Raw genomic sequence first — 18,410 nt, forward strand, 5'->3', positions numbered from 1 at the left:
AACCTGCTGATGAAAAACGATAATGTTCTGGGACAGACCAGCGAACTGCGTCTGGCCGCTGATACCGGTTTTGACATGAACGGTTATAGCCAGACTGTCGGTAAGCTGACGGCGGCGGCTGACTCACTGCTGAACATCAATGGCGGTAGCCTGACCCTGGCGCAGGGCGGAACAGCCGACGGGATATTGACCGGAAGCGGCGCGCTGAACATCAATGGCGACACGCTGACCATCACCGGTGAAAACAGCACGCTGACGGCAAAAACGACCATTGCAGAAGGCGCGCGCGTGCTGATGAACACCACGCTGGGCCTTGGCACCGGCGATATTGTGGCGGCGGGAACGCTGACGATGAGCAAGGCCGCAGGCGCGCTTTACAACAGCATCAGCGATGCCGGACGGGTTGAACTCAGCGAAAGCGATGTCGCGCTGGTGGGCAACAACAGCGCCTTTACGGGGCAATTTGCTGTGGATGCGGATTCCCGGCTCACCGTGTTTACTGCAGAAAATCTGGGCAGCGCAGAGGTGAGCAACAGCGGTTCACTGGTGCTGAACAGTAATACCGACTGGCAGCTTAATAACGATGTTTATGGTAGCGGGGACGTGACCAAGCTGGGAGCCGGCTCCATTACCGTCGGCGATAACGCCGCCTGGACGGGCAAAACGGAGATTGAGCAGGGCGGCCTGGTACTGGGGGACGGCACATCTCCGGTCACGCTGGCCAGTAGCGAAGTCAACATTGCGGCTGCGGGGATGCTCTCGGGCACGGGGGGCGTTGCAGGTCATGTGAATAACGCCGGTGTGCTGCAGGTGGGAACCGGGACCGGCGACAACCTCCTGTTCACGGTGGGGGGCGACCTGGTTAACAGCGGTACCCTCGCAACCGGTGTGAATGGTCAGCAGGCCGGTAACCAGCTGGTGGTCAATGGCAATTATACGGGGAATGGTGGGCATCTTTCCCTGAATACCGCGCTGGGGGATGACAATTCCGTTACGGATAAGCTGGTGGTGAAAGGCGATACCAGTGGCACCACCTCCGTCAGCGTCACCAACGCCGGTGGGAAAGGGGCCGCCACGATTGATGGGATCGAAGTTATTCATGTTGATGGCGCATCGGACGGTGAGTTCACCCAGGCTGGCCGTATTGTGGCAGGGGCATATGACTACAGCCTTGGGCGCGGTCAGGATGAGAACAGCGGCAACTGGTATCTGACCAGCGGCAAAACCAATCCGGATCCCGAACCAAATCCGGATCCGGATCCCGATAAAGATCTGCGCCCGGAAGGCGGCAGCTACACGGCTAACCTGGCGGCAGCCAACAACATGTTCGTCACCCGTTTGTACGATCGCCTGGGCGAAACGCAGTATACCGATGCCCTGACCGGCGAGCAGAAAGTCACCAGTATGTGGATGCGCCACGTTGGCGGGCACAACAACTGGCGTGACGGCAGCGGCCAGCTGAAAACCCAGAGCAACCGTTATGTATTGCAGCTGGGAGGCGACATTGCGCAATGGAGCCAGAACGGACTTGACCGCTGGCACCTGGGCGTGATGGCGGGCTACGGGAACGACCACAGTAACACCCGGTCATCACGCACGGGTTATCGTTCCCGGGGTTCAGTCAATGGCTACAGTACCGGCGTGTATGCCACATGGTATGCCAATGATGCGTCGCATAACGGCGCCTGGCTGGACAGCTGGGCTCAGTACAGCTGGTTTGATAACAATGTTAAAGGCGATGATCTGCAGGGCGAGTCATATAAATCGAAAGGGGTGACCGCCTCGCTGGAAATGGGATATGCCCAGAAAATGGGCGAATTTGCCGGCAGTCATGGCACGCTGAATGAATGGTACATCCAGCCTCAGGCGCAGGCGGTCTGGATGGGCGTGAAGGCGGACGATCATCAGGAAAGCAACGGCACCCGTATCACCAGCAACGGTAACGGCAATGTACAGACCCGGCTGGGCCTGAAAACCTGGATTAAGAGCCATCATCAGATGGATAACGGTAAAGAGCGTGAATTCCAGCCGTTTGCCGAACTGAACTGGCTGCACAATTCACGAGATTTCAGTACGACCATGGACGGCGTGAATGTTCGTCAGGACGGGGCGAAAAATATCGCCGAAGTAAAAGTGGGTGTGGAAGGACAGGTGAGTCCGCGTCTTAATCTGTGGGGCAACATCGGGGTCCAGGCTGGCGACAAAGGCTATAACGACAGCGCTGCGATGGTCGGTGTGAAATGGAACTTCTAAGCTGATTCTGCCGGGCAAGTTCAGCCAGACTGGCATATGTCAGTCTGGTTATTTTAAACCCAATAATGAGTGCAATTATTCTTTTGATGAAAGTTTGTACGGGAATACATGCAGAGCGTTGGCTGCGATGGGATAAACGCCAAGGCCTTCAGTTCTGGCTTTGATTTCCTCGAATGAGAGTGAAGGGGAGGGTTCTCGTCCGCCCCACAAATTAATACCTTCAGGAACATCGTCCCGGCTGTACTCCTCGGCGATCTCGATAGTGCCGCCGCTATTCAATTCGATGACAACGCTTTTTCCGTCAACAGGAATCAGGTTCCCGTCACTGTCAGTGATAAAGATTTTCATTGGCTCACCTCTTATTCGTATATTTCTATGATAGCAAAATTGGATGAGGTACTACGCCGGTTATGTAATGCTATTTTTAGTGATTTTTTTATATACAAATTATACGGTTACGTTTTTATTGGGGAAGAGTGACTGGGCTTATGGCGGTTTCTGTTTCTGTCTACCATGCTCTGTAGAGATAAATTTGAACACGTAAATGTTCATCATCATGAGTTTTTAATTTTTGCCACAGGACACGAGAATGCGCAAAGCATTGTTACCGGTAATTGCTGCGGTGTGCCTTTTATTCATCGGTGTTTTTATTCTCAATATGCAGCTCTGGTATTCCTCCTCGTTGGAAACTCTTGGAGGAGCCAGATATGCCGCGAAAAATATGGATAACATCCTCGATGAGGCTTTCCAGGCAACCGGTACAGCCATGCGTATCGCTGAAAAAAAATGTGACCAGGATGCTCAGTACCAACTTGGAACCGAGGCAGCGCTTCGGCCTCATTTGCGAACGCTGATCATTATCCGGCAGGGGAAAGTTTGGTGTACGTCTTTGCCGGGGAACAGGATCTTACTTAAGCGAATTCCTGTAATAACTGATTCAAATTTGCTGCTGACTCCCGCAGGCAATACGGAAAACGAGATACCCGTTCTGCTGTATCAAACTCGTTTTCAAACCAGTCGTATTATTGTCACGATCAGTGGGGTGCATATTCGTGGCGCTCTAAAAGTTCCATTAAAGGGTGCGGCATACTCACTGCTCGTGGGCGATAACGTACTCGGTTTAGTGGGCGATGTGAAAACCGTCACAGCAAGTACTCGTACGTCTGGACAGGTGAATTCCGCAAAGTATCCGTTCAGTATTATTTATAATAAACCACCATTATTCAGTGCAAAAAGGCTGGTTACACAAGGCTCAGGAATTCTGGTTTTTGTCCTGTTAATTTCTGTTGCAGCCGCTTATGCCATTGATAAATATCTGAACAAGAATGATACCCCCGAAGAAACGTTGCGTAGGGCGATAGCAAAAGGAGAGATCGTGCCTTTTTATCAACCTATCGTAAATGGTCGAGAGGGGACGTTACGTGGCGTTGAAGTGCTGGCCCGATGGAAACATCCGAAGGTCGGGTATATCTCTCCCGCTTCCTTTATTCCCATCGCCGAAAAGTCAGGTCTGATCGTGCCGCTAACACAAAGCCTGATGAGGCAGGTCGCTGCGAATATGAACTCTATTTCCAGCAAATTGCCACCCGGCTTCCATGTCGGTATTAACTACAGCGCATCCCATATCATATCCCCTACATTCGTGCATGAGTGCCTGCAATACAGGGACAGTTTTAACCGCGATGATCTCAATCTGGTCATCGAAGTCACTGAGCGCGAACCGCTGGATGTGGACGAGGATCTTGTGCAGAGACTCAATACGCTCCATGAAAATGGCTTTGTGATCGCCTTGGATGATTTTGGTACCGGTTATTCTGGCCTTTCTTATTTGCATGATTTGCATATTGATTACATCAAGATCGATCAGAGCTTTGTGGGAAGGGTAAATGAGCATCCCGATTCAACCCGGATTTTAGATTGTGTACTTGAACTGGCACGTAAACTGTCTTTAAGCATCGTTGCAGAGGGGGTTGAAACAAAGGCGCAGCTTGATTACCTGAATAAAAACAACATCGTTTTCCTGCAAGGATACTATTTCTATAAGCCCGTAACTTTCACTGAGTTCGTCATTATTCTGCTGTCAAAACCTAAAGTGAATGTTTTTGTCGAATAAAACTGGATTAACTCGGTACCAGAAGAATATCTGTTGCCTTATAGATCTTGAGCTCCTGCTGACTGAGATACATGTGATAGCTCGGCCAGCAGGATTTGTAAAAATTAGAACTGATAGTTTAGAGAAACCCAGTAGTTACGACCCGGGTTTACGTATCCGGTTGTAGATTGCGCAGTCTGATAATAATCACCTGCGTAGGTGCTATTACGGCCCACCTGGTACAGTTTGACTTCACTAAAGTCTTTATCCAGCACGTTATTAACCGCTGTATTAAGCGTCAGGTCTTTGGTCAGCTTATAAGACATCCCCATGTCGAGAACGGTCCAGGCTTTTAAATCAGCGCCTTTGTCGTCATATACGGCCTTTTGTACCGCGCTGAGGTTGTCGTAATTTTCGGTAAAGCGTGGAGCTTTACCGCGATAACGTGCGCTCAGCCAGGCGTTCATATCTTCCGTTGCCTGCCAGTTCAGGCGGGCGTTAGCCATATGTTTTGGCGTGTAACTTAATGGCGCGCCTTTATTGTCACCATCTTTTTGCTTGCTCTGGGTGTAGGTATAGTTGAGGGATAAGGTCAGCACATCTGACCACAGCGGGAAGGTGCTGGCAAATTCAACGCCATCGGTCCTTGCCTTGCCGCTGTTGGTATAGCTGTTGGTATTATCATCGATAGAATATGAGACAATTTTGTTTTTATATTCGGTATAGAAGCCAGTAACGTTGGCGTTAAGCCCTGCATCGTTCTCGTAATACAGCCCGGTTTCGTAGCTGAGACTTTCCTCCGGTTTGAGGTCCGGGTTACCGACCGTATTCACCGTTCCTTGCGCAGTTACGCCGCTGATCCCGTTATGCAACTGGCTCAGCGAGGGGGCTTTATAACCTGTCGTTACGCCACCTTTGAGCGTCCATTCGTCGGAAACGTCCCAGACCATATACGCTCGTGGGCTGAGATGACCGCCAAAGACATCGTTATGCTCATAGCGTGTTCCTGCGGTTAAGGCCAGCGAATCGAGAATATGCCATTCATCTTCCACATAGGCTGCCCACGTTTTTTGGTGGAACGTCTCACCGGTATTGGCCAGCACCACACCATCTTTCATTCGTGCATCCCAATATTCCCCACCGAGGGTTAAGAGGTGCGAATCACCCAATGGCGTCAGCAGCACTGAGTCCAGGATGACGTTGGTGTTCTTCAGTTCACGCGCATCACCGGCCCGGCCTGCGTTCTCTGGCGTGAGTGCCGAGGAGACCAGTTGTCGGCCTTTGTTCTCGGTTTCATTCCAGCCGAGGGAGGATTTCCAGGTGCCGAAGGTTAAGGCGGTATCGTGACCGAGGGTAACTTTGTTACGCTCGTAGCGCAGCGTTTTGTCGTAACCCCCCGTCAGGTTTCCTAATTGACCGTCGTCGTTGTCATAGCGCTGTCTGGCAGAATCGAGATCTAACCACAGCGTATTGTTTTCATTCGTTTTCCAGTCGAGGCGCGTACCGATGTTATAGTTTTCCGATTCGGTCGGATAAGGTACGCGGGTGGAGGCGGTATCGCTCAGGGAGGTGACGCTGGAACCCTGACGCTGGGTTGTGCTCCCCCGAACCTGCATATCCAGTACGCCCGCGATTAACGGGCCGCTTGACCAGAAGTTGGCGACCGTACTGTTACCCCATTTATTACTCTCTTGCAGGTTAACGCCAGTATTGATGGAGGTGCTCCATTTATCGGTGCTTTTTTTGGTGATGATATTCACTACGCCACCGATTGCGTCGGAGCCATAAAGCGTCGACATCGGGCCGCGGATCACTTCAATATGGTCGATTGCCGCCAGCGGAGGCATAAAGCTGGTATTCATGGCAGAGAAGCCGTTTGGCGTCACGTCGCTGCTGCCGTTTTGACGAATACCGTCAATCAGGATCAAGGTATAGCTGGCGGGCATACCGCGGATGCTGACCTCCAGCCCACCGGTTTTACCGGTACTGCTTTCAACATCGACCCCTTCAACAGAACGCAGAGCTTCGCCTAAGTCATTATATTTATTGGTTTGTAACTCTTGCTGCGAAATAACGGAGACGCTGGCGGCGGCGTTGGTGATTTTCTTTTCATAACCGGAAGCGGTTACCACCATGACATCTTCAGCGAAGACCAGAGGACTAGAAAATCCTAAACAGGACAGAACAACAGAAGCAACAGGTTTTAAGCGCATAGTCAAACTTCCTTTGTTAAAATTCAAAGGCAGTAAGATAATTGATGGGAATGATAATACAAATAATTATCATTATGTATTTACATAACTTATCACTTCTGGTCTTTTTCTTGAATAAATATACATAAATTGTCATTAATTTGAGCTAAGGGAATAGCGAAAAAGACCAATAATTAGTATTTGCAATCATTAGATTGTCATTAATTTGCCATTAATTAAATGGCTAACTTTTGCTCTGTTTCTGTAATTCAGTGCGTACTCATAACGGAGTATCAGAAAAAAGTATGATAATTTTAGAGAATCGTCATACTTTTCTGCGCCGCATCATTTTTTTCGTCATTTCTGTCCGCCATAATCCCTTCCCCAGGAGACCGTTAAACGACAAGACATCGTTGAGCGGCATAAAAATAACGTAAATCTGGATAACATAATGATCAAAGGCAAGCTGGCACTGCTTACGTGCGCATTGACTCTCGCATTAACCTCACCACTTCTCGCCGCGCAAAATGCGAGCGAAGGGCAGACGTTAAAACTGGCAATTGGACCGGAGCCAACGGAAGGGTTTGACCCGATGTTGGGCTGGAGTCATGGCAGCTATTTGCTTTTGCACGCACCATTATTAAAACAAAATGCAGATATGAGCTGGGGAAACCTGCTGACGGAAAAAGTAGAGACCAGCGCAGATGGCAAAACCTGGACATTGACGTTAAAACCCGACCTTAAATTCTCTGATGGATCCCCGCTAACCGCGGAAGATGTGGTGTTCACCTATAACAAAGCCGCAAAAAGCGGCGGCAAAATCGACATGGGGAACTTCAACCATGCCAGCCTGAAAGATAACCGCACGGTAGAAATTACGCTGCGCAGCCCGCAGAGCACCTTTGTAAACGTGCTGGGTTCTTTGGGTATTGTCCCGGAAAAACGGTATGACGAAAAAACCTTCGCCAAAAATCCAATAGGCGCGGGTCCTTATCGGCTGGTGAGTTTTCAGCCGGGGCAGCAGTTGATCGTGGAGGCTAACCCCTGGTATGCCGGTAAGAAAAATGATTTCAGTAAGCTGGTGTTTGTCTTCCTTGATGAAGATAACGCTTATGCCGCAGCGCGCAGTGGCCAACTGGGACTCGTGCGTATTGCGCCGTCGATGGCAGTCGCCCCTCAGCAGCAGAATTTGAAGCTTTGGGTTCGCGACAGCGTGGAAAACCGTGGCATTGTGTTCCCGATGGTTCCTGCGGGTAAAAAAGACGCCAATGGTTACCCAATTGGTAACGATATCACTGCCGATGTCGCTATCAGACGCGCCATCAATTACGCCATTGACCGTAAGCAGCTTGCCGAACAGGTCATGGAAGGCCATGCGATTCCGGCGTATAGCGCGGTTCAGGGCCTGCCATGGCAGGGGCAGTCCGTCGCGTTCAACGATGGCGACAGCGAAAAAGCACGGACAATTCTGGAAGAGGCCGGCTGGAAGGTGGGGAAAGACGGCGTACGAGTGAAAGACGGCAAAGAAGCTCGCCTGACGCTGTGGTACGCCAGCGGTGACAGCACGCGCCGGGATTTAGCCGAAGCCGTACGTGCGATGCTGGAGCCCGTGGGTATTCAGGTCTCGCTGCAATCCGGAAGCTGGGAAACCGTTGAGCGCCATATGCATGCGAATCCGACGCTGTTTGGCTGGGGAAGCCTGGATCCGATGGAGCTTTTCCATCACTACAGTAATCAGGCCGCGGGCGTGGAATACTACAATCCGGGCTATTACAGTAATCCCGTTGTTGAACAGCATCTTAAACAGGCTATTGACGCTCCGGACTGGCAAAAAGCATTGCCTTTCTGGCAACAGGTGGAGTGGGATGGCAAGCAAGGGGCCGGCGTGCAGGGCGATGCCGCCTGGGCCTGGCTGCTGAACATTCAGCACACTTACCTGGCTAATCCGTGTATTGACCTGGGCAAAGGCGCACCGGAAATTCACGGTAGCTGGTCACTGCTCAATAATCTGGACGAATGGACCTGGACCTGCCGTTGATGAAGTCTGTTGTGGGCCATTTTCTACGGCTGATAGTGCTATTAGTGCTGGTTGCGGCTGGCACTTTTTTGCTGCTCAGTTTTTCTCCTGTCGATCCGATTCGCGCCTATATCGGCAACGATCTCCTGCACGTGCCGCCGGAACAATATCCGCGGATCGCTGCTCGCTGGGGATTGGACCAGCCGCTATGGGAGCGTTTTGTTCACTGGTTTATACGCGTATTGCAGGGCGATCTCGGCTATTCAATGTTATTTAATGCGCCGGTTGCCAGCGTGATTAAAGAGCGCTTTGCTACCTCGTTTGCGCTACTTGGCGGCGCGTGGTTACTTTCCGGTGTACTGGGAACGGTGATGGGATTTGTCGCGGGTCGCTACCTGAATCGCTGGCCGGATAAAGCAATTTGTCGCCTCAGCTATTTGCTTTCTTCGCTGCCGACCTTCTGGATTGGCATGCTGTTACTGGCGTTATTTGCTGTGCGCTGGCCGGTATTTCCGGTCTGCTGCGCATGGGAGCCGGGCAACAGCGGCGATATGGCCACGCTGACTGAGCGTCTGCGCCATCTGGTGCTTCCCGTTTGCGCGCTAAGTTTGCTGGGACTGGGACAAATTACGCTTCACACGCGGGAAAGTATCGCCAGCGTGATGAAAAGTGATTTTGTTCGTTTTGCGCGTTCTCAGGGAGATAAAGGTTGGTCGCTGTTGCGTCATCAGGTTCTGCGCCACGCTATCACGCCAGCGCTGTGCCTGCAGTTTGCTTCGCTGGGAGAACTACTGGGCGGCGCGCTGCTGGCGGAAAAAGTGTTTGCTTACCCGGGACTGGGACAGGCCACTATTGATGCCGGGTTACGCGGCGATCTGCCGTTACTGATGGGGATAGTGTTATTCAGTACCGTATTGGTGTTCATTGGCAACTCGCTGTCAACCTGGCTTATCCATGTGTTGAATCGCGCTCTGGAGCGACCTGATGCTCTATAACCCAACGCCGACGCTAATTCGTCTTTTGTTCTCTTTTAGCTGCCTGCTTTTTATTGCGGTGTATGGCGCAGCGACGCTGGATAATCCGTTGAGCGTTAATCTGCTTGCCCGTCATCTGCCACCCGATGCGCTTTACTGGTTTGGCACCGATAACCTGGGTCGCGATTTGTGGACACGATGCTTTCAGGGCGCGTTAACCAGTCTGCAAATTGGTATTGGCGCGGCGTTGTGCAGCGGCTTCATCGCATTAATGATGGCGGCGGTTTCGCGCATACATCCGCGTCTGGATGTGCTTATGCGTCTGATTACCGATGCCATGCTGTCGATGCCGCATCTGCTGTTGCTCATTTTGATCTGCTTTACGCTGGGTGGCGGGAAAAACGGGGTGATCATGGCGGTTGCGCTGACCCACTGGCCGCGACTGGCGCTGATCCTGCGTGCCGAAGCGCAGCGCGTGGCTCATAGTGACTATCTGACGCTGACCTGGCGTCTGGGACACGGACATTTTTACTGCTGGCGGCACCACTATCTACCCGCATTATTACCCCAGTGGTTAACGGGAACATTGCTGATGTTTCCCCACGCGGTGTTGCACAGCGCGGCGTTAAGCTTTCTCGGTTTTGGGCTGGCGCCGCATGAACCGTCACTGGGCCTGCTGCTGGCGGATGCGCTGAGATTTATCAGTCATGGCGACTGGTGGTTGGTGCTGTTTCCAGGACTGATGCTGTTCAGTCTGGTGATGTTATTTGATCAGCTCGCAAGGGCGGTGCATCGTTTATGGTTACGAGGTGACGCATGTTGAGTTTAAGACAGGTTTCGCTGGATGTAGCGCGTTATCGCTGGTACGGCGCGAAACAATGGTGTTCGCTGTTGCAGGATATCTCTTTTGACGTAGCGCCTGGTCAGATGGTGGCGCTAGTTGGGGGAAGTGGGGAAGGGAAGAGTCTGCTGCTGCAATGCCTGCTCGATCTCTTACCGGATAATTTGCGCTTCCAGGGGGCTATCACCCTTGAGGGCAAAACGCTGGACAACGATGATATTCGTAAATGTCGCGGCAATACCTTCACTTATGTCCCGCAAGGCGTTCAGGCGCTTAACCCGCTGCTCTCGATTGAAAAGCATCTGCGCAGGGCAAGCCAGCTTTCTGGCCAGCAATGGAATGCCGGAAAAATTGACCGATTGCTCCAGCGTAGCCGACTGGAAAGTCAGGTATTAGATGCTTTCCCGCGCCAGCTTTCAGGGGGGATGGCGAAACGTGTTCTGGCCTGTCACGCATCTCTGAGTCAGGCTCGCTATATTCTGGCGGATGAAATTACCGCCTGGCTTGATGCGCCGCTGGCGAATCAACTGCTTGAACAACTGCGCGAGCTTTGTGAGCACGGGGCAGGCGTTTTGTGGGTAACGCATGACCTCACGCTGGCGGCCCGTCATGCGGATCGTATTGTCGCGCTGCATCAGGGTAGGGTGTCGGATAACGTCAGCCGGGAGCAGCTGTTACGCGGAGAGATTAGCGAGCATCTGCAACGACAATGGCGGGCGCTGCCTGAAAGAAATCAACTTTTTGGAGAGCGCGATGCTGTGCTGTCGTGATGTTACGATTTGTCAGGGGGGAAAAGTGTTATGGCAAAATCTGACCTTCTCTCTGCCCCCTGGAGAACGCATTGGGATTTGCGCGCCCAGCGGAACCGGAAAAACGACGCTGGGACGCGTGCTGGCGGGTTGGCAAAAGCCGACCTCGGGTGACATTGTTGTTGATGAGCAACCGCTGCCAATGCACCAGTATTGCCCGGTGCAACTGGTGCCCCAGCATCCGGAATTAACCTTTAACCCCCGGCGCAGCACCGGCGATGCGGTTCATGATGCCTGGCGACCTGATGCTGAAATGCTTACCCGTCTTCACATCAACTCAGAGTGGTTGGATCGCCGTCCCGGACAGCTTTCCGGCGGTGAACTGGCGCGAATTGCCTTACTTCGCGCGCTGGATCCGCGGACACGTTTTCTTATTGCCGATGAAATTACCGCCCAGCTCGATCCTTCCATCCAACGGGATATCTGGGCGCTGCTGCTTGAAGAATGTCAGCGTCGGCCATTAGGTATGCTAATTATCAGCCATCAGCAGGCGTTGCTTGATCAGATCTGCACGCGAGCGCTACTCTCTTCGGACGATTCATCCTTTCAGGCTAATATCTAACGTGAGCGTAAAATCAATTGGTTTGGCTGCGCTATTGTGCGGTGCAGTTGTTGTTGCCGCGCATGCTTCGATTCAGGTGGGCTTTTCGCCGGAAGGTTCGGCCCGGGTTTTAGTGCTGGATTCGATTAACCATGCGCAGCGCAGCATCGATATGATGGCTTATTCATTTCAGTCGGCAGATATTGTTCAGGCCCTGGTAGATGCCGAAAAGAGGGGCGTTGTTGTTCGGGCGGTTATCGATAAAAAACGAAATCAGGGCAAGGTCAGCCAGAAGGCCATCGCTTTCGCTGCCGCGAATGGGGTCGATGTGCAACTGGATGGCCACTACCACATCCAACATGACAAAGTAATGATAATAGATGGCGACACACTGGAAACCGGCTCGTTCAACTTTGCCAAATCTGCAGAATTTGCCAACTCCGAAAATGTGCTGATCGTTCGTGGCGAACCTGCCGTTATAGCGCAGTATCAGGCCCATTTTGACAGTCGTTGGAAAATCGCACACCGGAGCGTTGAATAGTTTTCACAACGGCGTTGATTTAAATGTAACGTTATATTATAACATTTCACTCGCAAATGATTTGAGGGTGAAATTTTGGCTATTCGTTTTAAAAAAATGACAATCGCTCTGGGGATGCTTTTAGTCAGTGGTTCGGTTTTGGCGCATGGTCATCATTCCCATGGTGCGCCAATGAGTGAGGCAGAACAAAAGGCGTCGGAGGGGATATTTGATGATAACCAGGTGCAGGACAGGGCGCTGACCGACTGGGATGGCATGTGGCAATCCGTCTATCCGTATCTGGTCAGCGGCGAGCTTGATCCGGTATTCAAAAAGAAAGCGGAGAAAGATAAAAGCAAAACGGCAGAACAAATTAAAGCTTATTATCGTACAGGCTATGCAACCAACGTAGACACCATTGGCATAGAAAATGGCGTGATGGAATTTCACACCGGTAATCAGGTTGCATCGTGCAAATACGACTATGCCGGGTTTAAAATTTTGCACTATAAATCAGGCAAGAAAGGTGTACGGTATTTGTTTGAGTGTAAAGCCGCTGACAGCAAAGCACCTAAATACGTGCAATTCAGCGATCATATTATCGCACCGCGTAAATCCAGCCACTTCCATATCTTTATGGGAAATACCTCGCAGGCAGCCTTGCTTGAAGAGATGGAAAACTGGCCTACCTACTACCCTTATCAGTTAAAGGGCGAAGAGGTTGTGGATGAGATGCTGCACCACTGATCCAAATTAACCTTATCTGTACACACCCGCCACCAGTGGCGGGTTTTTTTAATTAATAACCTTCTCTTTCCATCACCTGTCGCATTCGTTAGCATATTGTATTGCAGCAAGTGCATGTGTTTTTTCAGGAAGAGGTTAACGTGTTCGCAGAGTATGGAGTTCTGAATTACTGGACGTATCTGGTGGGGGCTATTTTTATCGTGCTGGTACCGGGGCCCAATACGATATTTGTGCTGAAGAACAGCGTCGGTCGGGGAGTGAAGGGCGGTTATCTCGCAGCCAGCGGTGTGTTTATCGGTGATGCCGTGTTGATGTTTTTGGCCTATGCCGGCGTTGCCGCATTGATCAAAACAACGCCCGTTTTGTTTAACATCGTTCGTTACCTCGGCGCGTTCTATTTACTGTATCTTGGCGCGAAGATCCTGTATGCAACACTGAAATCGAAAGCAGGAGACGCCGCGCCAGAGGAAGTCCCGTTTGGTGCCATTTTTAAACGCGCACTCATTCTGAGTCTGACCAATCCCAAAGCTATTCTGTTTTATGTTTCGTTCTTCGTGCAGTTTATTGATGTCAATGCGCCGCACTCAGGATTGTCTTTCTTTATTTTGGCTATTACGCTTGAGATAGTGAGCTTTTTCTACCTGAGCTTCCTTATTTTCTCCGGCGCGTTCGTGACGCAGTATATCCGTACGAAGAAAAAATTGGCCAAAGTGGGTAATTCCCTTATCGGTCTGATTTTCGTCGGTTTTGCCGCTCGTCTGGCCACGCTTCAGTCGTGATGCTATCGGCCCGCTGATTGCGGCGGGCCTTCGATATGATGCTCTGCTTTTCATTGATAATCGTATGGTTATAACCAATAAATGGTATTTTAAATGTATATTTTGAGGCGTACCCTGTGTACAGCAGCGGTTCAATAAGACTCGCTGGTTGTCGACTGGAAAAGGGAAGAAAAATGCTTCAAATTCCACAGAATCATATCCATACACGCTCTACTCCATTCTGGAACAAAGAAACGGCGCCTGCCGGAATTTTCGAACGCCACCTTGATAAAGGAACCCGGGCCGGGGTTTATCCTCGACTTTCGGTTATGCAGGGGGCGGTCAAATATCTCGGATACGCAGATGAACACAGTCCGGAGCCAGTAGAGGTGATGGTTATTGAAGCAGGTCAGTTTGGCGTTTTTCCACCGGAAAAATGGCATAACATCGAAGTGATGACCGACGACACTTACTTTAATATCGATTTTTTCGTTGCCCCGGAAGTTCTGATGGAGAGCGCAAATCAACGAAAAGTCGTGCGCACCGGCAAGGAGTAAATCATGGGTAAAGCAACCTATACCGTAACAGTGACCAATAACAGCAACGGTGTTTCTGTTGATTATGAAACAGAAGCACCTATGACATTACTGGTGCCGGATGTGGCAGCAGAAGTTGTCAAAGATCTGGTCAACACCGTGCGTTCGTACGATACCGAGAATGAGCACGAAGTCTGCGGGTGGTAAGCGTTAGCTACTGCTACTGATTGAATACATTAGTTTTTAGTCTAAAAACCGCACTGCGTTTCGATGGCGCAGTGCGGTTTTTTTATCCGCGCGAAACACGAATGTGTCCGGAAAAGGATTCCTTAAGAATACCTTAAGAAATTCGCATTGATTGCTAATAGTTGATCATTCACAGGGGTTATGATCGCGAAACAGTAACAATACAGAACATCGCGCTTATGAAACTCAATACCCGACTTACATTATCCACAATCATTCTTGGACTGGTCATTGTCGCAATCCCGTTCGTCGCGAACTGGCATCTACCGCTGCTCAACGGGACTGTCGTCAAATGGATTGAAAATGGCCAGGCGCTTTGGCTGCTGTTTGGCGCGGTATTTACTCTTATCTACATCCGACCTTTATCACGTCCTGTAGGCGAGAAGCAATTTTGGCTTTGGGCGGCAGCGTGGTGGGTGGTCTTGCTGGGCCGAAGTACCAGTTGGGGACGCGATTACTTCCCTGAGCATCCTAAACTTCTGTTCAGAGCTATCTCAGTTGTATTAATTGCCATGCTTATTCTGCCGGTGCTGCTGTCGAAGCACTTACGCCAGGATATTGCCCGCCGTGTGCGTAATGAACCGTTACCGCTCTGGCTGTTGGCGATCACCACCTGTGCATTTTTAATCTCTGATACGGTGGAGCATCATCGTCTGCTGGCCCCCATCTTTCTGCACAATGCACAGTATGGCGATCTGATTGAAGAATTGTATGAGCTACCGTTTATGGCGGGATTGTTCCTGATGAACCTGGGCTTTATGCGACGTGATAAGCAGGAGGAAACTGCTTCCATCCGTTTTAGTGAAGCCCAGCTGGCGAAGTAATGAGATAAGGCCTGAGTCTGGAAAGTTAGACTCAGGCGATGATGGCGCTGACTTACGCAATAGCCTCACACAGGCGTGATTTCATGTCACTATACGTTTGCGCGGCATATTTCTCTGCCCATCCCTGATCGGTAATGTGCTCAATATTCACGGCGCAATATTTGGTTTCCGGCGTTTTCGAAATAGGATCAAGGTTATCCTGGGTTAACTCGTTACACGCGCCAATCCACCATTGATAAGTCATATAGACTGTTCCGGCATTGATGCGCTCGGAGACGTCTGCGCGGCTGATGACCTTACCCCGACGCGAGCTGACCCATACCAGGTCACGATGACGAATACCCAGCTTTTCTGCATCATGGGTATTGATTTGCACATATCCAGGCTCGTCTGCCAGCGCTTGCAACGCTGCACAGTTGCCGGTCATCGAACGGCAGGAGTAGTGCCCGACCTCGCGCACCGTACACAGTACCAGCGGATATTTGTCATCAGGAACTTCTGCGGGCGCTCGCCACTGTGCGGCAAACAGTTTGCCTTTGCCATTGGCGGTATCAAACTGGCTGTGCGCGTAAAGGTATGGTGTTCCAGGACTATCGAGATCCGTGCATGGCCACTGAACATGCCCCATCTCACCCATTTTCTCATAGGTCACGCCGTAGAACAGTGGGCATAGTTCGCGCATCTCATCCCAGATTTGCTGGTTATTTTGATACTGCATTGGATAACCCATTTCGCTGGCCAGCAGGCTGATAATCTCCCAGTCACGCTTTACATCACCGGTGGGGTCAATCGCTTTCTCAAAACGCTGGAAGCCGCGATCGGCACAGGTAAAGACGCCGCCGTGTTCGCCCCATGAGGTGGCAGGCAGTAGAACATCAGCCATTTCCGCCGTTTTAGTCATGAATATATCCTGCACGACGACAAAATCGAGCGCGTTAAATCCTTCGCGGACCAGACCCAAATCGGCCTCGGTTTGCAGCGGATCTTCTCCCATGATGTAGTAGGCTTTGATTTTACCTTCGATAGCCAGATGCGGAACTTCGGTGATACGGGTCCCGACCTTGTCATCCATCTGATTAACATCGATGCCCCAGGCGGTGGCGAATTTCTCCCGAACGGCAAAATCGGTCACGTCCTGATACCCTGGGAACTGGTTAGGCAGTACCCCCATATCGCACGCGCCCTGCACGTTATTTTGCCCGCGCACCGGGCCAACGCCGACGTTAGGACGTCCCAGATTTCCGGTCAGCAACGCCAGACTCGATAAACCGCGAACCACGTCAACGGCCTGACCAAACTGGGTGACGCCCATTCCCCACATTACGGTTGCCGATGGCGCCGCGGCAAATGTACGCATTGCCTGACGAACCTGTTGTGCTGGAACGCCGGTCAAATGTTCAACAGCTTCAGGCGCATAGTCCTTAACGACTTCCCAATATGTTTCCAGGCCTTCCGCATGCTTTTGCACATATTCGCGATCGTAGAGTTGCTCTTCGATCAGAACATGGCCAAAGGCGTTGACCAGCGCCATATTGCAACCGTTTTTTAACTGCAAATGTTGGTCAGCGATACGGGCGGTTTCAATACGACGCGGGTCGCAGACAATGATTTTTGCGCCGTTCTGGCGAGCTTTAATTACCCGGCGAGCCACGATTGGGTGTGAGTCTGCGCAGTTATAACCAAAGATCAGCAGGCATTTTGAGTTTTCAATGTCGCTGATGGAGTTGCTCATTGCGCCATTGCCTAACGTTTCCTGTAACCCGGCAACGGAAGGACCGTGACAGACGCGGGCACAGCAATCGACATTGTTGGTATGTAGCACGCCACGTGCGAATTTTTGCATCACATAGTTGGTTTCATTCCCGGTGCCTCGGGAAGAACCAGTGGTCATGATGGCGCGAGGGCCATAGGTATTTTTGATTTCAGATAAGCGTTTAGCGGTGTAACGAATGGCTTCATCCCAGCTAACGGGAGTGAATTTTCCACCTTTTTCATAACGGATCATCGGGCGAGTCAGACGAGGGGTCAGAAGGCGAGTATCGTTAAGAAAGTCCCAACCATAGTAGCCTTTCAGGCATAACTGATTTTGGTTTGTTACACCCTCTGCGGCTTCAGCGCGGATGATTTTGTTATTTTCAACGACAAGCTTAAGCTTGCACCCGGCCCCACAGTATGGGCAAACACTGGTGATTTTTTTCATCAATAACAGACCTGTTAAATGCTGAAATAGCGCGAATTGTAGACGCAGCCAAGCGATAGGCATCGCGGGCTACGATTTGTCATGGTGACGGGCTGTTAAAGCATAAAGTGTGCCAGAAGTGAAAACCCAGCAATAGCGCGGCTGACAGCCAAAGCGTTAAGTATGATGACTGACGATTCGACATTAATGACGAGATGCGACAAAAATTTAGCACGTTGCTCAGCAGTCATAACATTATGAAACATCGGAAAAAGATGAAAATCAGAAGTGATGATGATCACAAATTTTAATTTTTCAGCGCTATGCTATGCTTTTATACGACGAGTGAATCGTTAATTTAAAAACATAAGTGAGGAAAATTATGGGCATCATTTCATGGGTGGTTTTCGGTCTTATCGCTGGGATTTTGGCAAAATGGATTATGCCGGGTAAAGATGGCGGCGGATTCTTTATGACCATTATCTTAGGGGTGGTTGGCGCGGTAGTGGGTGGCTGGATAAGTACCCTCTTTGGTTTTGGTAAAGTCGATGGCTTCAACTTCGGCAGTTTCGTCGTAGCGGTTATCGGCGCGATTGTGGTGTTGTTTATCTACAGAAAAATCAAAAGCTAAGTAAACATACAGACAACAGAGGCCACTGATAAGTGGCCTTTTTCTTTGATTACCACCAGCCCAGTTCCGTTCCCAGAACGACGATGATAGCCACCCCAATCATAATCAACGTTGTTTTTTTCATCGTTATGCTCCCGGCGCAGCGTAACCGCCAATAAAAAACCAGGATAAGAAAACGACAGCGGAAATGAAAATGATGACGGGGAAAATAATACCGAGTCGCATACGATTATCTGCCAGAGTGATTTAA

19 protein-coding genes are annotated in these 18,410 nt (G+C 50.7%); 14 read left to right on the top strand and 5 right to left on the bottom strand.

The window, feature by feature from the left end; genetic code table 11:
* Positions 1-2,253, top strand: a 2,253-nt coding sequence (locus tag OGW16_RS22745; RefSeq protein ID WP_286518066.1) for an autotransporter outer membrane beta-barrel domain-containing protein, incomplete at its 5' end; no start/stop codon positions are given.
* A 75-nt stretch (positions 2,254-2,328) separates the two neighbouring features.
* Here the strand turns inward: OGW16_RS22745 and OGW16_RS22750 are convergent.
* Positions 2,329-2,601, bottom strand: coding sequence for a hypothetical protein (locus tag OGW16_RS22750; protein ID WP_043016674.1), 273 nt, complete (start codon positions 2,599-2,601; stop codon positions 2,329-2,331).
* A gap of 241 nt (positions 2,602-2,842) precedes the next feature.
* Here OGW16_RS22750 and pdeG point away from each other — a divergent pair, with 241 nt between their 5' ends.
* Complete coding sequence (pdeG, locus tag OGW16_RS22755) at positions 2,843-4,366, top strand: cyclic di-3',5'-guanosine monophosphate phosphodiesterase PdeG (protein WP_087053161.1); 1,524 nt, start codon at positions 2,843-2,845, stop codon at positions 4,364-4,366.
* A 104-nt stretch (positions 4,367-4,470) separates the two neighbouring features.
* Here pdeG and OGW16_RS22760 read toward each other — a convergent pair whose 3' ends face one another.
* Positions 4,471-6,558: a TonB-dependent receptor gene (locus OGW16_RS22760; protein WP_193144950.1), complete on the bottom strand. Its 2,088-nt coding sequence runs from the start codon at positions 6,556-6,558 to the stop codon at positions 4,471-4,473.
* A 430-nt stretch (positions 6,559-6,988) separates the two neighbouring features.
* Here OGW16_RS22760 and OGW16_RS22765 point away from each other — a divergent pair, with 430 nt between their 5' ends.
* From OGW16_RS22765 to OGW16_RS22815, 11 genes are all read left to right on the top strand, one after another.
* Positions 6,989-8,575 (top strand): ABC transporter substrate-binding protein, encoded by a 1,587-nt coding sequence (locus OGW16_RS22765; RefSeq protein ID WP_047411829.1) that lies wholly within the window; start codon positions 6,989-6,991, stop codon positions 8,573-8,575.
* On the top strand, positions 8,575-9,549 hold the full coding sequence (locus tag OGW16_RS22770; protein WP_047413516.1) for an ABC transporter permease: 975 nt from the start codon (positions 8,575-8,577) through the stop codon (positions 9,547-9,549). Before OGW16_RS22765 ends, OGW16_RS22770 begins: the two co-directional genes overlap by 1 nt.
* Positions 9,539-10,351, top strand: a complete 813-nt coding sequence (locus OGW16_RS22775; RefSeq protein WP_043016670.1) for an ABC transporter permease — start codon at positions 9,539-9,541, stop codon at positions 10,349-10,351. The genes OGW16_RS22770 and OGW16_RS22775 overlap by 11 nt, the downstream gene beginning before the upstream one ends.
* Entirely contained in the window at positions 10,345-11,139 is a 795-nt protein-coding gene (locus OGW16_RS22780; RefSeq protein WP_193144949.1) for an ATP-binding cassette domain-containing protein, read from the top strand. The genes OGW16_RS22775 and OGW16_RS22780 overlap by 7 nt, the downstream gene beginning before the upstream one ends.
* Positions 11,123-11,740 (top strand): ATP-binding cassette domain-containing protein, encoded by a 618-nt coding sequence (locus tag OGW16_RS22785; protein WP_043016668.1) that lies wholly within the window; start codon positions 11,123-11,125, stop codon positions 11,738-11,740. The genes OGW16_RS22780 and OGW16_RS22785 overlap by 17 nt, the downstream gene beginning before the upstream one ends.
* 1 nt (position 11,741) lies before the next feature.
* On the top strand, positions 11,742-12,260 hold the full coding sequence (locus tag OGW16_RS22790) for a phospholipase D family nuclease (protein ID WP_075146029.1): 519 nt from the start codon (positions 11,742-11,744) through the stop codon (positions 12,258-12,260).
* Positions 12,261-12,356: 96 nt separating this feature from the next.
* Complete coding sequence (gene zinT / locus OGW16_RS22795) at positions 12,357-12,986, top strand: metal-binding protein ZinT (protein ID WP_181634715.1); 630 nt, start codon at positions 12,357-12,359, stop codon at positions 12,984-12,986.
* 140 nt (positions 12,987-13,126) lie between these two features.
* Entirely contained in the window at positions 13,127-13,765 is a 639-nt protein-coding gene (leuE, locus tag OGW16_RS22800) for a leucine efflux protein LeuE (RefSeq protein WP_003840862.1), read from the top strand.
* A 173-nt stretch (positions 13,766-13,938) separates the two neighbouring features.
* Positions 13,939-14,301 carry a DUF1971 domain-containing protein YeaR gene (gene yeaR, locus OGW16_RS22805; protein ID WP_003030735.1) on the top strand — a complete coding sequence of 121 codons (363 nt, stop codon included), beginning with the start codon at positions 13,939-13,941 and terminating at the stop codon, positions 14,299-14,301.
* 3 nt (positions 14,302-14,304) lie between these two features.
* Positions 14,305-14,487 (top strand): DUF1869 domain-containing protein, encoded by a 183-nt coding sequence (locus tag OGW16_RS22810; protein ID WP_003832433.1) that lies wholly within the window; start codon positions 14,305-14,307, stop codon positions 14,485-14,487.
* Positions 14,488-14,705: 218 nt separating this feature from the next.
* Positions 14,706-15,350 (top strand): hypothetical protein, encoded by a 645-nt coding sequence (locus OGW16_RS22815; RefSeq protein WP_087050671.1) that lies wholly within the window; start codon positions 14,706-14,708, stop codon positions 15,348-15,350.
* Positions 15,351-15,402: 52 nt separating this feature from the next.
* Here OGW16_RS22815 and fdhF read toward each other — a convergent pair whose 3' ends face one another.
* The gene (fdhF, locus tag OGW16_RS22820; RefSeq protein ID WP_047411813.1) at positions 15,403-17,550 is read right to left on the bottom strand and encodes a formate dehydrogenase subunit alpha; all 2,148 of its coding nucleotides are present in this window, start codon (positions 17,548-17,550) and stop codon (positions 15,403-15,405) included.
* A gap of 361 nt (positions 17,551-17,911) precedes the next feature.
* Between fdhF and OGW16_RS22825 the strand changes: the two genes are divergently transcribed.
* Positions 17,912-18,160 carry a GlsB/YeaQ/YmgE family stress response membrane protein gene (locus OGW16_RS22825; RefSeq protein ID WP_043016663.1) on the top strand — a complete coding sequence of 83 codons (249 nt, stop codon included), beginning with the start codon at positions 17,912-17,914 and terminating at the stop codon, positions 18,158-18,160.
* A 49-nt stretch (positions 18,161-18,209) separates the two neighbouring features.
* On the opposite strand, the gene yoaJ is transcribed toward OGW16_RS22825, so the two are convergent.
* Both yoaJ and OGW16_RS22835 read right to left on the bottom strand, forming a co-directional pair.
* On the bottom strand, positions 18,210-18,284 hold the full coding sequence (gene yoaJ, locus OGW16_RS22830) for a protein YoaJ (RefSeq protein WP_099530266.1): 75 nt from the start codon (positions 18,282-18,284) through the stop codon (positions 18,210-18,212).
* A 2-nt stretch (positions 18,285-18,286) separates the two neighbouring features.
* Positions 18,287-18,385, bottom strand: coding sequence for a YoaK family small membrane protein (locus OGW16_RS22835; RefSeq protein WP_032941789.1), 99 nt, complete (start codon positions 18,383-18,385; stop codon positions 18,287-18,289).
* Positions 18,386-18,410 lie beyond the last annotated feature (25 nt).

The organism is Citrobacter sp. Ce104 (genome assembly GCF_030334595.1).
In the GTDB taxonomy this organism is placed as follows: Bacteria; Pseudomonadota; Gammaproteobacteria; order Enterobacterales; family Enterobacteriaceae; genus Citrobacter; species Citrobacter europaeus.

Coding starts and splice junctions, on each gene's coding strand:
- OGW16_RS22765 (WP_047411829.1), top strand. CDS start 6,989: ATGATCAAAGGCAAGCTGGCACTGCTTACGTGCGCATTGACTCTCGCA.
- OGW16_RS22785 (WP_043016668.1), top strand. CDS start 11,123: ATGCTGTGCTGTCGTGATGTTACGATTTGTCAGGGGGGAAAAGTGTTA.
- fdhF (WP_047411813.1), bottom strand. CDS start 17,550: ATGAAAAAAATCACCAGTGTTTGCCCATACTGTGGGGCCGGGTGCAAG.
- OGW16_RS22835 (WP_032941789.1), bottom strand. CDS start 18,385: ATGCGACTCGGTATTATTTTCCCCGTCATCATTTTCATTTCCGCTGTC.
- OGW16_RS22770 (WP_047413516.1), top strand. CDS start 8,575: ATGAAGTCTGTTGTGGGCCATTTTCTACGGCTGATAGTGCTATTAGTG.
- OGW16_RS22750 (WP_043016674.1), bottom strand. CDS start 2,601: ATGAAAATCTTTATCACTGACAGTGACGGGAACCTGATTCCTGTTGAC.
- OGW16_RS22810 (WP_003832433.1), top strand. CDS start 14,305: ATGGGTAAAGCAACCTATACCGTAACAGTGACCAATAACAGCAACGGT.
- OGW16_RS22775 (WP_043016670.1), top strand. CDS start 9,539: ATGCTCTATAACCCAACGCCGACGCTAATTCGTCTTTTGTTCTCTTTT.
- OGW16_RS22815 (WP_087050671.1), top strand. CDS start 14,706: ATGAAACTCAATACCCGACTTACATTATCCACAATCATTCTTGGACTG.
- zinT (WP_181634715.1), top strand. CDS start 12,357: ATGACAATCGCTCTGGGGATGCTTTTAGTCAGTGGTTCGGTTTTGGCG.
- yeaR (WP_003030735.1), top strand. CDS start 13,939: ATGCTTCAAATTCCACAGAATCATATCCATACACGCTCTACTCCATTC.
- OGW16_RS22825 (WP_043016663.1), top strand. CDS start 17,912: ATGGGCATCATTTCATGGGTGGTTTTCGGTCTTATCGCTGGGATTTTG.
- pdeG (WP_087053161.1), top strand. CDS start 2,843: ATGCGCAAAGCATTGTTACCGGTAATTGCTGCGGTGTGCCTTTTATTC.
- OGW16_RS22780 (WP_193144949.1), top strand. CDS start 10,345: ATGTTGAGTTTAAGACAGGTTTCGCTGGATGTAGCGCGTTATCGCTGG.
- OGW16_RS22760 (WP_193144950.1), bottom strand. CDS start 6,558: ATGCGCTTAAAACCTGTTGCTTCTGTTGTTCTGTCCTGTTTAGGATTT.